General features: G+C 44.4%; 16 protein-coding genes and 1 pseudogene. 16 read left to right on the forward strand and 1 reads right to left on the reverse strand.

What is annotated here, in order from left to right; all coding sequences use genetic code 11:
• Positions 1 to 79 precede the first annotated feature (79 nt).
• From AB8S08_RS05400 to AB8S08_RS05465, 14 genes and pseudogenes are all read left to right on the forward strand, one after another.
• A complete protein-coding gene (locus AB8S08_RS05400; RefSeq protein WP_008950466.1) occupies positions 80 to 457 on the forward strand; it encodes a MerR family transcriptional regulator in 378 nt (125 codons plus the stop codon).
• 65 nt (positions 458 to 522) lie between these two features.
• Positions 523 to 912 carry an organomercurial transporter MerC gene (merC, locus tag AB8S08_RS05405; protein ID WP_034823179.1) on the forward strand — a complete coding sequence of 130 codons (390 nt, stop codon included), beginning with the start codon at positions 523 to 525 and terminating at the stop codon, positions 910 to 912.
• Positions 900 to 1,115: a GDCCVxC domain-containing (seleno)protein gene (locus AB8S08_RS05410; RefSeq protein ID WP_072243337.1), complete on the forward strand. Its 216-nt coding sequence runs from the start codon at positions 900 to 902 to the stop codon at positions 1,113 to 1,115. The genes merC and AB8S08_RS05410 overlap by 13 nt, the downstream gene beginning before the upstream one ends.
• Before the next feature lie 148 nt (positions 1,116 to 1,263).
• A complete protein-coding gene (locus tag AB8S08_RS05415; protein WP_369744030.1) occupies positions 1,264 to 1,446 on the forward strand; it encodes a hypothetical protein in 183 nt (60 codons plus the stop codon).
• A gap of 78 nt (positions 1,447 to 1,524) precedes the next feature.
• Positions 1,525 to 1,989: pseudogene (locus AB8S08_RS05420) on the forward strand (site-specific integrase); the annotation flags it as partial.
• A gap of 661 nt (positions 1,990 to 2,650) precedes the next feature.
• Entirely contained in the window at positions 2,651 to 2,995 is a 345-nt protein-coding gene (locus AB8S08_RS05425) for a hypothetical protein (protein ID WP_092842002.1), read from the forward strand.
• Positions 2,996 to 3,061: 66 nt separating this feature from the next.
• Complete coding sequence (locus AB8S08_RS05430; protein WP_034732809.1) at positions 3,062 to 3,553, forward strand: DUF411 domain-containing protein; 492 nt, start codon at positions 3,062 to 3,064, stop codon at positions 3,551 to 3,553.
• A gap of 2 nt (positions 3,554 to 3,555) precedes the next feature.
• A complete protein-coding gene (gene tatA, locus AB8S08_RS05435; protein ID WP_290654276.1) occupies positions 3,556 to 3,774 on the forward strand; it encodes a twin-arginine translocase TatA/TatE family subunit in 219 nt (72 codons plus the stop codon).
• Positions 3,764 to 5,521, forward strand: coding sequence for a copper resistance system multicopper oxidase (locus AB8S08_RS05440; RefSeq protein ID WP_369744032.1), 1,758 nt, complete (start codon positions 3,764 to 3,766; stop codon positions 5,519 to 5,521). The genes tatA and AB8S08_RS05440 overlap by 11 nt, the downstream gene beginning before the upstream one ends.
• Before the next feature lie 11 nt (positions 5,522 to 5,532).
• Entirely contained in the window at positions 5,533 to 6,276 is a 744-nt protein-coding gene (locus tag AB8S08_RS05445) for a copper resistance protein B (protein WP_110076776.1), read from the forward strand.
• Positions 6,277 to 6,302: 26 nt separating this feature from the next.
• Positions 6,303 to 6,653 (forward strand): copper resistance CopC family protein, encoded by a 351-nt coding sequence (locus AB8S08_RS05450; RefSeq protein WP_011234483.1) that lies wholly within the window; start codon positions 6,303 to 6,305, stop codon positions 6,651 to 6,653.
• Positions 6,650 to 7,498 carry a copper resistance D family protein gene (locus AB8S08_RS05455; protein WP_369744034.1) on the forward strand — a complete coding sequence of 283 codons (849 nt, stop codon included), beginning with the start codon at positions 6,650 to 6,652 and terminating at the stop codon, positions 7,496 to 7,498. Before AB8S08_RS05450 ends, AB8S08_RS05455 begins: the two co-directional genes overlap by 4 nt.
• 17 nt (positions 7,499 to 7,515) lie before the next feature.
• Positions 7,516 to 7,950: a DUF4440 domain-containing protein gene (locus AB8S08_RS05460; RefSeq protein ID WP_055437789.1), complete on the forward strand. Its 435-nt coding sequence runs from the start codon at positions 7,516 to 7,518 to the stop codon at positions 7,948 to 7,950.
• A 21-nt stretch (positions 7,951 to 7,971) separates the two neighbouring features.
• Positions 7,972 to 9,282 carry an APC family permease gene (locus AB8S08_RS05465; RefSeq protein ID WP_369744035.1) on the forward strand — a complete coding sequence of 437 codons (1,311 nt, stop codon included), beginning with the start codon at positions 7,972 to 7,974 and terminating at the stop codon, positions 9,280 to 9,282.
• A gap of 26 nt (positions 9,283 to 9,308) precedes the next feature.
• Here the strand turns inward: AB8S08_RS05465 and AB8S08_RS05470 are convergent, their stop codons facing one another.
• On the reverse strand, positions 9,309 to 10,055 hold the full coding sequence (locus AB8S08_RS05470) for a MauE/DoxX family redox-associated membrane protein (protein ID WP_369744036.1): 747 nt from the start codon (positions 10,053 to 10,055) through the stop codon (positions 9,309 to 9,311).
• A gap of 332 nt (positions 10,056 to 10,387) precedes the next feature.
• On the opposite strand from AB8S08_RS05470, the gene AB8S08_RS05475 reads away from it, so the two are divergent.
• Positions 10,388 to 11,119: a hypothetical protein gene (locus tag AB8S08_RS05475; protein WP_153827119.1), complete on the forward strand. Its 732-nt coding sequence runs from the start codon at positions 10,388 to 10,390 to the stop codon at positions 11,117 to 11,119.
• Between the two features lie 8 nt (positions 11,120 to 11,127).
• On the forward strand, positions 11,128 to 12,762 hold the full coding sequence (locus AB8S08_RS05480; protein ID WP_369744038.1) for a PepSY domain-containing protein: 1,635 nt from the start codon (positions 11,128 to 11,130) through the stop codon (positions 12,760 to 12,762).
• The last annotated feature ends 250 nt before the right edge of the window (positions 12,763 to 13,012 follow it).

The following is a 13,012-nucleotide window of genomic DNA, read 5'->3' on the forward strand; positions in this document are numbered from 1 at the left end:
CAGTCATTGGTAGTTCGAGCAATTTTACTTCGTATTGATATACTAATGTCATGATTAAAGTTGATTTTGTGGTTAGACGATGAAAACAATAGGCAAGTTGGCTAAAGAACTTGGTTTAGGCGTAGAAACTATACGCTTTTATGAGCGAGAAGGCTTGATAAAACAACCTCAAAAACCTCAAAATGGTTATCGTGTGTATGACGACTCAATCACCAAGCAATTACAATTCATTTGTAAGGCTAAAGCACTTGGCTTTACTCTAAAGGAAGTAGCGTCTTTGATGTCAATGGATGGCGATTGTGCCAAAGTTGAATCTCTAGGTTTGCAGAAACTGAGCTTAATTCAAAGTAAGATAGCTGACCTTCAACGCTTAGAAGTCGTCATAAAAGAAATGACTAATTCATGCCGCAACAATAACGACCAATCTCACTGCCCAATAATCGATTCGCTAAAATAGCATTGACTCCGTACCTATCTACGGAGTTTACACTCAAGTCATTCAAATAATGTTAGGCGTTAAAAATGATTAATAAGATTTTAGATAAAGTTGGCTCAGGTGGTGTTTGGCTTGCAGCCCTCAGTTGTACGGGGTGTTTCCCTGCTCTCGGTTCATTAGCATCAGCATTGGGATTAGGCTTTCTCTCTCACTTTGAGGGGATTGCTGTAAATACCTTGTTACCTATATTTGCAACTTTGGCGTTGTTGGTAAATTTGTATAACTGGTATAAAAACCAAAATCATACGAGAGGTACTCTTGGAGTTATTGGGCCTATAGCTGTTTTGTTAACCCTCTATCCACTATGGCAATATGACTGGAGCACTTATTTGTTCTATGTGGGTATTTGTTTGATGATTGTAATGTCCGTATTGGACATTGTTAAACCTTTGAAGGAGCAAACATGCGAGGTATAGAGTTAAATTCTACCATTACTTGCCCTGAGTGCGGTTTCAGTAAAACCGAAGAAATGTCAACCAACGCTTGCCAGTGGTATTATGAATGTGAATCTTGCAAAGTTCTCCTAAAGCCTTTGAAGGGCGATTGTTGTGTATACTGCTCTTATGGAACAGTGAAATGCCCACCAATTCAAGAAGGCCAAAGTTGTTGTAAGAGCTAAGTGAATGTCTCTTAATGGCACACAGCGGACATAGCTTCGTCGAATTTTAACTATTAAGTTTTTATCCTACACAATATTACGTTTGCCACTTTTACCAACTAACCATACTCTTCAAACCTCGTGTCAACGCACAGGTTGTTAACTGCAGTTGACAAACCCCGGGGTAGTTACATACACACAACACCTCGATAATGACGAAGCCATTCAAGCATATTTGGATGCATGCGTGGAGGAATCTGATGGAGATCCGACATTTTCAACTATCGCTAAGGTGGCATCTGCACTTGGTTTAACGTTAACCTTGCAGGCTAAATCAACGAGCACATACTAAGCTAACTTTATCCGTAATCTTTTTCCTACAGCCAATGTGTAATCCCCCGAAAAATCGGGGGGATTACACGATGAAGCACAACGTTTATTGAATGAGTTACCTAAGCATCTGCGGTTGATGGCTCAATTTTCACTGGCTACAGGTTTGCGTCAGTCGAATGTGAGTTATCTACGGTGGGATCAAGTGGACTTAGAACGTGGTTTTGCGTGGATTCATCCTGATCAATCAAAATCAGGAAAGGCGATAAACGTGCCACTCAATAACGATGCTTTATCGGTGTTGCAAGAAGTGCAGGGCGACGATGTTCACTATTGTTTTGTGTATCAAGGCAAACCAGTTGAGCGCACATCAACCAAAGCATGGCATGCAGCGTTAAAACGAGCGGGTATTGAAAATTTTCGTTGGCACGATTTACGCCCATACATGGGCAAGCTGGCATGTTCAATCAACGCGGCACAAGCTTACAAGAGCTGCAGGAGCTTGGCGGTTGGTCATCGTATGAGATGGTACTGCGGTACGCTCACCTTGCGAGTCATCATTTGAAACGGGTGGCGGGCAATGTGGATGGTACAACTGGTACAAATCTGGTACAAAGCCAGAAAAAGAAAAGCCCCGCTATTTCTAGCGAGGCCTTATCAATAATGGTGCCGGAGGCGGAATCGATAAGATCTAATAACTTATTGTTTTATAGTGGATAAAAAATATTAAGATTCAAGCGTGTTACTTACCTTGTTACTAAAACTTCAGCTTTAGTTTTTTGATTGAAAGCTTTTTCACAAATGAATCTTTTAACTTTTTGGCTATGCCCAATACTCGCTTAACACGTTGAACATAGCTATAGTGGTCTGCAACTTGTGAACGTGTAGTGGCAAATAAATTCGTGCTTCTGATCAGAGATGAAAAGCTATACTTGTTGCTTTGGTTAAAGTGAATTAGCTATTTATCAACATTTTTCCATGGGCCGAACGCTATAAAGTAAAGAAGAATGATATTTGCGATAGGGATAACAATCAGAAGACCCAATGGACCAGGGTAGCCAACTCGTTGGCAGATACGCCATGCGGGAACAATAAAAATAGCTCCCACAATCAGCATCCATAGAAAGCCCATACCTGCGAACATTTCGTGATTCATCATTATTATTTGACATGCGCTAAAATGACGTTAGACTGAAGTTTATTAAATTGCAAAAAGCAGGGTGCTCGTGCTAATTCGAATTCTGTTATTAATGACAGTGCTATTGGTGTCGATGTCGTTTTCGCAAACGGCAGAAGCTCACGCATGTCATGATAACAGCCAAATGCAGCACAGCATGATGTACGAAGCCGACACAAACGATTGCGAGCATGAGACGCAAAAGCACAACTCGTGCTGTGCTGACATGACCATTCGGCATTGCTCCGGCGGCTCGGTTTTATTTGTCGGACAGTCTTCTTCGGTTAATGCCGCTGTAGTTAACCTCTCTGCCAAAGTCGATGCGACCATCGACACCTCAATTCGTGCTAAACACGCGTCTAATTTATTCCGTCCCCCAATAATTACCGCTTAATAAGTTACTAGAAATTTAACACACGCTCGGCGTGTTTCCTTAAAACTTATTAATCGGTGAATAATTATGTCTATCAAACGCAATATCGCTGTTTTGGCGATGCTGTTTTCCGTGTCTGTATCTGCAACCGATGTAGAAGAGCAGCAACTAACCGTTCTAAAAGATCCCAACTGCGGTTGCTGTGAAAAGTGGTTACAAGCTTTACCCGATAGCTTTAGTGTGTCCGTACAACATCCGAACAACTTGACCCAACGAAAACGTGATGCCGGTATTAGTGCCGAGGTCCAATCCTGTCATACCGCTATTTCTAGTAATGGCTATGTCTTTGAGGGGCACGTTCCTCCTACATTGGTTTCTCATTATTTAGCTGGGAAAAAGTCGGCCAATGGCATTGGATTAACTGTTCCTGGCATGCCGGTAGGGTCTGTTGGTATGGAAATGGGTACTCGGTTTCAACCGTATACGGTCTATGAAATCAAAGAGGACGGTTCAATTACACCTTATAAGCAGATAGCAAGTTTAGAGCAGCAGCAAGCACTCTCAAATGGAGGGCTTTAGATATGGGTTTTGGCGGCTTGAGTATGGTTCAGTTAGGAATTTTACTAGTTATTGTCATCCTTCTTTTTGGTAGCAAAAAGCTACGAACCCTTGGCTCCGATCTTGGTAGTGCGATTAAAGGGTTTAAATCATCGGTTTCTGATGAGCCGTCTGATAAGGAACAGGACGTTCAACGTTATCAAAATTTAACCTCAAAAGAGGAGCGTCATAATGAGCAATGAGTTTAACAAAGGGCGTCGAAAGTTTATTAAATCTGCATTCACTATGGCGTCTGCTTTAGCAATCGCCAAAGTAGCTCCAACTTGGGCTGCTCCTCAGGGACGCAGTTTTAAAGATCAGATCCTGACAAACGATGAGATTGATCTCACCATTGCAAAGTCCCCACTGCTCGTGGGAAATAAAGTAGGAACACCAATAACCATCAATGGCCAAATGCCGGGCCCTTTGATTCGTTTAAAAGAAGGGCAGCGAGCCAAGCTAAATGTGACCAATAGACTATCTGAAGACACGTCAATCCACTGGCATGGGATAATTTTGCCTGAAAATATGGATGGCGTACCCGGGGTTTCATTTGAAGGTATAAAGCCGTGGCGAACTTATAAGTATCGCTACGACGTTGAGCAAAATGGCACTTATTGGTATCACAGCCACTCGGGTTTACAGGAGCAACTGGGGCACTTAGGTCCGCTGATTATCGACCCAAAAGACGGAGATATAGGCGCTGATCGTGAACACACAATTATTCTAAGTGACTGGACATTCGAAGATCCAAATGAGGTTTTTCGTAATTTGAAAGTAGCGGAAGGCTACTATAACTACCAAAAGCGTACGATATTTGAGACGTTCGAGGACGTGCGCCAGCATGGGTTAGAGAAAACCTGGAAGCAAAGAGAAATGTGGGGACAAATGCGGATGAGTCCTCGCGATATCGCTGATGTGACAGGGAGTACATACACCTACCTGATGAATGGTCGCGATTCAGCAATGAACTGGTCAGCATTATTTAAACCAGGTGAGAAAGTGCGACTTCGTATTATCAACGGCTCTGCGATGAGCTATTTCGATGTACGTATTCCTGGTCTAGAGATGACTGTAGTGGCGGCAGATGGTCAACCGGTGAAGCCTGTGTCTATTGATGAGTTTCGTATCGGAGTGGCTGAAACCTATGATGTCATTGTTCAGCCAAAGCATAACAAGGCTTATACGATTTTTGCGGAGAGCTTTGACCGTAGTGGCTATGTCAGAGGCACATTAACACCAGAAATTGGCCTTGAAGCAGAAGTTCCTGAGTTACGCGCGGTGCCTGAACGTGGTATGGCCGCGATGGGAATGGGGGCCATGGCGATGTCAGGAAATAAGGAAGAGAAAGGTATGATGAATATGAGCGGCACAGACGGTCATATGAATCATGAAATGATGCATAAAAAAGAGCTTCCTGTGGAAAACATTAAAATTGAGCATAGTGAAGGTGGTCACGGAGCTGCTGCCGCCATGATAGCTATGAATCCGACCAGTCGTCTCCATGAACCGGGCATAGGTTTGGATAATGTTGACCATAGAGTCTTAGTGTATAGCGATCTTATTGGCGCCCAAGAATGGCCAGATAAGCGGGAACCAGAGCGCCAGATTGAACTGCATTTGACCGGTAATATGGAACGGTATATGTGGTCGTTTGACGGGAAGAACTACACCGAAGTTGACGGCCCTGTGCAGTTCCGTCACGGCGAGCGCTTAAGGTTGGTGATGGTTAATGACACCATGATGGATCATCCAATCCACTTACACGGTATGTGGATGGAACTTGAAAATGGACAGTATCCTCGTCCTCGTAAGCACACCATTAGTTTAAAACCAAGCGAGAAAGTGTCACTACTGATATCCGCTGATGCACCGGGAAGCTGGGCATTTCATTGTCATCTGCTTTATCACATGAAAGCGGGCATGTTTCGTGTGGTAAATGTGGCATAAGGAGGAAGGCTATGTACGCTAAATCATTGTTGTTCACTACAGCACTTTTACCCGCAGTGGCAATGGCGGGACATGCAGAGGAAGGCTGGCCAGAGCCCGTTAAAGAATATTACACCGGGCAGGTATTATTTGACCGGCTGGAATTAACGCGAACAGACGAGGAAGAGAACGTTGCCGTTTGGGACATGATGGCTTGGTACGGTGGTGATTATCATCGGTTTGTCTTCAAAAGTGAGGGGGAAAATATTCAAGATGACGGAGAGCCCACTGACTTGGAAAGGGCTGAGTTGTTATACGGCTACCTGATGTCTCCGTTTTGGTCGTTTCAGGCCGGTGTTGGTACGCGAGGCTCCTTATCGTCCAATGCCTCTATGGAAAATTATGCCGTTGTTAGCTTCATGGGGCTGGCTCCGTATTGGTTTGAAATGGACAACTCGTTGATGGTGAACGAAGAAGGTGATGTCCAGTTTGTCAGCGAAACTGAGTACGAGTGGCAGCTCACCCAAACATCGTACTTACAGCCTCGCATTGAGTTTACAGCCAACCTGACAGATTCAGACAAATATGAACGGCAAAGTGGCTTGAGCAACTTGCGTGTGGGGTTGCGTTATCGTCACGAAATCAGTCGTGAGTTTGCACCCTACATTGGTGTTTATTGGAACGGCGCGTTAGGCAACACGGCAGATGAAATGAAACGAATGGGAGAGGACACCACAGAAACAGGCGTGGTCCTTGGGGCCAGAGTTTGGTTTTAATTGATAATAAACAAAGAGGAAACAACATGAAAAACATACTTAAGTTAGCCTTCGGTACCACGTTATTTTTTAGTGCATGGGCCAGCGCTCACGTCGGCCTAACATCCAGTAGCCCGGAGGACGGTGCGACTTTGTCCGAGTCACCAACGGAAATTACGATGAATTTTTCCGGTGATGTTCGTCTGGCTAAAATTATGCTGCACTCAGATGACGGTAAAATGCATCCGCTGGACTTTTCGATGAGCATGACTCCCAAAGCAGCGTACGAAATTGCTGTTAAAAACAATTTGGCGTCAGGTGGTTATACGGTTTATTGGACGGCAATGGGTGGGGACAGTCATAAAATATCGGGTGATTTTAGCTTTGAGGTGAAATGATGACCCTTTGGAGTGTGGCCAGCGTTTTAACGTTGGCCTTTATATTCTGGCTTAACGCGGTGATGACCGCCTCGCCTTATATCGTTTATTTGTCCGGTTTAAAAAAGCAGTCTGAACGAAAGAATAGCCTTGTTGCGTTGCTTCTATTACTGGCAAGCCTTCTGTATTTTTTTCTGAAAGTCGGTAGTTTTGCTGCTGAAGGCTTTGCCGGCATGATTGACAAGACCTACATGCAGTTTATATGGACCGGCCCTGTTGGGTTGTTCATCCAACTTCAGATAGCGGTTGCTATTGCTTGGATTGTTTACTCCGTTGTTAAGCTAAAACGTATAAAGTGGGTGCTATATGTTGTCGCCATTGGACTCATGGGATGGAGCTTCTTAAGTATTGGTCACGGCAGTGACGCCGTCTGGTGGGGAAAGCTAGCGCTTTTAACACACTTGTTAGTCGCTTGGGTTTGGTTCGGCAGTCTTAACTCATTGCGAAAGCTGGCAACGTCGGTACCGCTTGCTAAAGCGAAAGCCATTATGGAGCGTTTTGGTGTGCATATGTCTGCAGCGGTTCCAATACTCCTTATTGCGGGCTTGGTTATGTATCGTAGTGCAACAGGGCGATGGATGCCAGAGCTGCCGCTTACGTCGTATGACACGGTACTACTAGCGAAACTTGTGTTTGTGGCGCTGATTCTCCTTGTTGCCGCATTGCATAAATTAAAGTTCGTACCGCAATTAAATGATAACGCGGCCGCCAAGCGACTCAAAAACTCCATAACGGCGGAAATGGTATTGGCTGTCACTATTTTTACCCTGGCCTCTGCGCTAAGCAGCGCGTTTTCCCCCGGTTAATGTAAGGAATAAGAAGAATGAAATTACTTGTGAGTGTTTTTATGGTTTCGGTAATGTTTATTTCAGCGCCCAGTAGCGCCGAAAAACTATCTGAGCCGACCGCTGTGCTTGATGCATTTCGAACTGCTTTAACTGAAGGTGACACGGAGGTCGTTAAAGACGTGCTTTCCGATGATGTGCTTATCTTTGAAGGTGGTGGTGTTGAACGATCCTTGGCCGAGTACAGTGCTCATCACCTTAAGTCAGATATTAAGTTTAGCCAGGCGGTTCCTTCACAGTTGCTTGAAAGGACAGTACAAGAAGCCGATGGCCTTGCTGTGATCACTTCTCGGTATAGCGTTTCCGGGGAGTATAACGGGCGTGAGGTTGATTTAACGATGAATGAAACCGTAACCGTATCAAATACGACTGAGTCTGGCTGGAAAATCATCCGGATCCATTGGTCCAACTGAGTTCAATCACAGGAGCTGATTATGGCAGAACACGCTCATGAACACGGACATCAGGATTATCAGAAAAGCAGCCTGAGTCTTTGGGGGGCGGTGTCGCTGGGGACTGGTGTGATGATTGGCGCTGGTATTTTTGCACTGACCGGACAAGTTGCTCAGCTGGCAAGAGAGTGGTTTGTCCTGGCATTTGTGTGCGGCGGTATCATTGCCGGCTTTAGCGCTTACTCTTACGTTAAGTTGGCGAAAGCCTATCCGTCAGCGGGCGGTATTGCGATGTTCCTCAGTAAAGCTTATGGAAAAGGAAGTGTGACGGCGATATTCGCACTCTTGATGTACTTTTCTATGGTCATTAATGAAAGTTTAGTCGCTCGGACATTTGCGTCTTATACCAGCCAGTTAATTTCTTTTGAAGCGCAGTGGCTTATCCCTTTGTTGGCGGTGGGTTTGCTGGTCTTTGCGTTTTTTATCAATATTTTGAGTAATCAGTTTATTCAAACGTTCTCGTTTTTTATGGCCTTTGTTAAGACTTTAGGGTTGGTCATTTTAGCGGCTGGTGGTTTGTGGGCCTCAGGCATTCAGTTTGAATCGATATCGGCTATTCCAGAAGAAGCTACGGGTGGCGGTATTTTAGCGGGGATTGCTTTAAGCATACTTGCGTACAAAGGGTTTACAACAATAACCAATAGTGGCGGTGAAATTGTTGAGCCTAAGAGAAATGTCGGGCGTGCCATTATTATTTCGCTTATTATCTGCGCGTTAATATACCTTCTGGTCACTCTGGCGGTTGGCTCGAGCCTGTCCATAGATGAAATTGTGAAAGCGAAAGACTACGCGCTTGCTGAAGCAGCCAGACCCGTCTATGGCGAGACCGGACTATGGGTGACGGTCGCTTTTGCAATTGTAGCAACGGTATCAGGAGTGATTGCCAGCGCGTTTGCCGTTTCAAGAATGTTAGCCATGTTGACCAATATGAAGCTTGTTCCACACAGTCATTTTGGCATGCCAGGTTCCATTCAGAAGCATACGCTGGTTTACACCATTGTTATGGCTATGATCTTAGCGGCATTCTTCGATTTGAGTCGAATTGCGTCACTGGGCGCTATTTTTTATATCGTGATGGACATTGCGATCCACTGGGGCGTATTACGGCATCTAAGGCAAAAGGTGAATGCCAATATTTACATACTTGTCAGCGCAATCACGCTAGATGTCATCGTTTTAGCCGCTTTTATATGGGTGAAATGGACAAGCGATCCGCTGGTTATTTGGGCGTCTCTTATCGGTATGGCATTGATTGCCGCTGGTGAGATTTTGTTTTTACGTAAAAAGCGTTAAGAAAAAGAGCGCATAGCGCTCTTTTTCTAGTTCATTGTAAAAAACATCCAGACAGCCATAGCGACCATCATGAGGTTTTCAGTGAGTGAAATGAAGCCTAACGGCACATTACTGGAGCCACCGACACAGGCGCATTTTAGCTCGCGTTTGTCGACATAAACGGCTTTAAACACCGATATAGAGCCTACGATGCCGATGAATAATGCGACGGGTATGGATATGACATGGGCGAATTCGGCTGCCATTAACAGACCCGCCAAGCCTTCGGCATAGGGATAAATACGGCCATAAGGCACCCATTTTTTGGCGAGAAGATCGTAATTGAGAAACATGGTAGAGAATTTCTCTACGTCCTGGAGTTTGAGCAAGGCCAGAACCACCATAGAGAAACTGATGAACCACTCGATGGTTTGTACGGTAAATGCGCGACCAAAAGACAGCCACGACGTGGCTACAGAGAGGAGCGTTGTCATAATAAATAATGCAATAACCGGTCGGTAACTGGTTGCGTCAGGGTCAGGAAGAGGTTTTCCTAGAAAGGCTCGAACCTCTTCGTACCCACCGATGCGTTCATCACCAATAAACACTTGTGGAGTGGTATCGACGTTGTGTTTTTCCTTGAATATGTCGGTTTCCTCGCGGCTTTCCAGTAGGTTGTCGTCCACATCGTAACCGTTGGCTTTAAGTAAGTGCCGGGTTTTTAAACCGAAAGGGCATTGGTGGTCAGGTGTCGACATTCTGTAAAGCGTGGCTTTTTTAGTTGATTGACTCATAGCCAAGTTCCTTACGTAAAAGTTATGTATTCGTGTACGCATTATAGTCGGCAAAAGATTAAAAGCATCAATAATCAGAAAAGGGTAAAAATTCATTAAAAATGAAAAATCATTTTTATTTTGAAAAAAGTGGACAACTTTTTTTATAGCTTTTCTAGTCATCTTGAAGAGCTTATTTTAAAAGTTGGACGGACGCCAATACTGACACTATGACATATGACTTGTTAGGCCGTCAGTTATATCTGAAGGTACGTTACAGCTTTTAAAGACTAGACTGGCTGTCGCTTTTCCCTGGTAGCGGCAGGTTTGTTTTATTAAATTTGAGGTAGGGTATGACTCAAAAGAAACGCTCCAGTAGCTGGCGAGTTTGGCATCGTTGGCTATCTTTGATTTTTGGCCTGCAAATGGTTGTTTGGACAATCAGTGGCGCTTACATGGTATTCTTCGATTTGGATTATATTCATGGTGATCACTTAGTTCAGGATATAAGCCAGCCAATACCGAAAGGTGTTGAAATATCAAGCTTAAATGACCTGTTGAGCCGCTATCCAGAAACACGAAAAACGTCGTTAAAAAGCGTATGGCTGAATCAGAAGTTACAGCCGGTGTATAAAATAGAGAGGAACGAGGGAGCGTTTTTAGTTAATGCGGAGTCGCTGCAGCGTATTGATATAACCGAACAACACATTAAAGAGTTAGCGAATCAATATTACACGAAGGATCCCGACGCTATTGAATCGGTCGTTTACATGACTGATAACCCACCAACAGAAGTGAGTGGTGCTTTGTTACCGATTTGGCAGGTAAATTATGACGATTTCGGTAATACCAGTCTGTATTTATCTGAAACGACCGGGGAGCTTTTGGTAAAGCGACATACGTTTTGGCGGGGGTTTGATATCGCCTGGATGTTACACATAATGGACTACGACGAGCGTGTGGATATCGAGACCTGGTGGTTAAAGGGCTTTATTATCGGTACGTTTATTTTAATGATAACGGGCACTGTCCTGCTTTTTTATACGATTACGTTTAAAAGAAAATCGACTGGGGGTGCTCAATGATAAGGTTTATGCAATGGCTTCATCGTTGGGTGAGTTTGGTTTTAGTGATTCAAGTCGCTTTGTGGCTAGTGAGTGGGTTATTTTTTAGCTTAACCGGACATCACGGAATGTCAGGCCACCAATATATGGTCTCAAAAAACTCTGAACCCCCACTTAAAAAAATAGCGCCTCAAATCGATGTTACTGAAATGCATCAACGATTCCCCTTAGCTCACTCCATTGAACTGGTCAGTGTTGCCGGGGTAGGTCAGTATCAGGTGTCTCTGCCAGATGGACGTTTGCTTTACTTCAACGCAGATACCGGTGAACGGTGGTCTACGGACCAAGCTTTGGCGACTCAGCTAGCGCTGAATAGCTACAATGGACCGGGCCAGGTTGAAAGGGTTGAAAGAGTCAAGGGAAGCGATGAAGTGAATGGCTGGAATGCCTCAGGATTCCGCATTGATATCGAGGATGATCTTAATACCCGAATATATATCGATGAAGCGTCATCCCGGGTTGTGGAACATCGTAATACGCCATGGACAATCGCTGACTGGGCGTTTCGTCTGCACTTTATGGATTACACGGGCGGTCGAAGTTTTAATCATCTATTGATATGGAGTGCTGGATTATTCGCTCTTTGGTTTTCATTATCCGGTTTAATTCTCTTAGGCCGAAATATTACTGACGGTGACTTTAATCCAAAACGTAAGAAAACGTGGCTAGAATATTTTCAGCAGAAAGGGCAACCAATTGCGAGTAATTGTGGCGGAGGCGGTACCTGTGGGTTATGTAAAGTGACACTGCAAGGCAGCAATATACCCAGCCCGAAAGCAGCTGATAAAGCGTTATTGAGCGCCAACGAATTAGAAGCAGGAACGCGCCTATCTTGTCAACACAGAACGTCATCCAATTATGACGTTAAGCTGCATAATGTCGGAGTCGATGATATTGCTTTAACACTTGATTCAAAGCGGCAACTCACTCCATCCATTATGGAGCTTACTTTTGTAAGTTCAGACCCCGTTAGATATGAAGCCGGGCAATTTATGCAGTTCCGTATTCCACATATAAACGAAATATTGTCACGGCACTACTCGGTTGCTACGCGGCCTCACCCGACTCGGTTTGTATTTAACATAAGGCTGCTGCCATCGCCAAGCGAAGGGGTACCGCCGGGGGTGGGATCAAATTACTTATGTAATTTAGAAGCTGGCGCTCGTGTCGATGCCGTTGGGCCATTTGGAGACTTCCAACTGGCAAAGCAAAACTCTCATACACAAGTCTTCATCGGGGGCGGCGCGGGTATTGCACCGTTAAGAGCGTTAATACAAAGTGAATTAGCAGCAGATTCTCCTCGTCGTTGCATATTCTTTTACGGTGCTCGATATCAAAAGGAACTCTGTTATAGAAACGAGTTTGAAAGAGAAGAGCGGTTAACTTATATACCTGTTCTTTCTGAGAGCGCCAAGTCGGATGACTGGACTGGACCAACTGGTTTTGTGCACGAAACCGCAATGAAGTGGTTGGCCGGCAAAAACAAAGAAACATTAGATATTTACGTGTGTGGTCCTCCGCCGATGCTAGAAGCAACGTTAAAGTCTCTTGCTGACTTTGGTATTCCGCGAGAACGCATAAAGTTCGATGACTTTGGTATTTAGACTTTAAAATCGCCTAAGTTAGTCGTAAATCTGGGTGGTGATATAGTAGTCGTATCGCCACCTGGATTGACTACCTCGTTATGGATACTTCCTTTAATTGATTGATCTTTATCAGCCAAAAGAGATACAATGCAAGCATGTTTTTATAGTGAACCTTCGCATGTATCGTTTAATCATTGCCCTACTGCTATTAGCAGTAACAACAATGTCATTTTCACAAACTATCAGTACGGAAAAGGCATGTATGCAC

It is taken from the genome of Pseudidiomarina sp. PP-1MA (genome assembly GCF_041200125.1).
Taxonomy (GTDB): Bacteria; Pseudomonadota; Gammaproteobacteria; order Enterobacterales; family Alteromonadaceae; genus Pseudidiomarina; species Pseudidiomarina fusca.

Excerpts from the sequence above, each read along its gene's own strand:
- AB8S08_RS05450 (WP_011234483.1), top strand. The coding sequence starts at position 6,303 with ATGAAAAACATACTTAAGTTAGCCTTCGGTACCACGTTATTTTTTAGT.
- AB8S08_RS05480 (WP_369744038.1), top strand. The coding sequence starts at position 11,128 with ATGCAATGGCTTCATCGTTGGGTGAGTTTGGTTTTAGTGATTCAAGTC.
- AB8S08_RS05410 (WP_072243337.1), top strand. The coding sequence starts at position 900 with ATGCGAGGTATAGAGTTAAATTCTACCATTACTTGCCCTGAGTGCGGT.
- AB8S08_RS05470 (WP_369744036.1), bottom strand. The coding sequence starts at position 10,055 with ATGAGTCAATCAACTAAAAAAGCCACGCTTTACAGAATGTCGACACCT.
- AB8S08_RS05440 (WP_369744032.1), top strand. The coding sequence starts at position 3,764 with ATGAGCAATGAGTTTAACAAAGGGCGTCGAAAGTTTATTAAATCTGCA.
- merC (WP_034823179.1), top strand. The coding sequence starts at position 523 with ATGATTAATAAGATTTTAGATAAAGTTGGCTCAGGTGGTGTTTGGCTT.
- AB8S08_RS05400 (WP_008950466.1), top strand. The coding sequence starts at position 80 with ATGAAAACAATAGGCAAGTTGGCTAAAGAACTTGGTTTAGGCGTAGAA.
- tatA (WP_290654276.1), top strand. The coding sequence starts at position 3,556 with ATGGGTTTTGGCGGCTTGAGTATGGTTCAGTTAGGAATTTTACTAGTT.
- AB8S08_RS05475 (WP_153827119.1), top strand. The coding sequence starts at position 10,388 with ATGACTCAAAAGAAACGCTCCAGTAGCTGGCGAGTTTGGCATCGTTGG.
- AB8S08_RS05465 (WP_369744035.1), top strand. The coding sequence starts at position 7,972 with ATGGCAGAACACGCTCATGAACACGGACATCAGGATTATCAGAAAAGC.
- AB8S08_RS05445 (WP_110076776.1), top strand. The coding sequence starts at position 5,533 with ATGTACGCTAAATCATTGTTGTTCACTACAGCACTTTTACCCGCAGTG.
- AB8S08_RS05455 (WP_369744034.1), top strand. The coding sequence starts at position 6,650 with ATGATGACCCTTTGGAGTGTGGCCAGCGTTTTAACGTTGGCCTTTATA.
- AB8S08_RS05430 (WP_034732809.1), top strand. The coding sequence starts at position 3,062 with ATGTCTATCAAACGCAATATCGCTGTTTTGGCGATGCTGTTTTCCGTG.
- AB8S08_RS05460 (WP_055437789.1), top strand. The coding sequence starts at position 7,516 with ATGAAATTACTTGTGAGTGTTTTTATGGTTTCGGTAATGTTTATTTCA.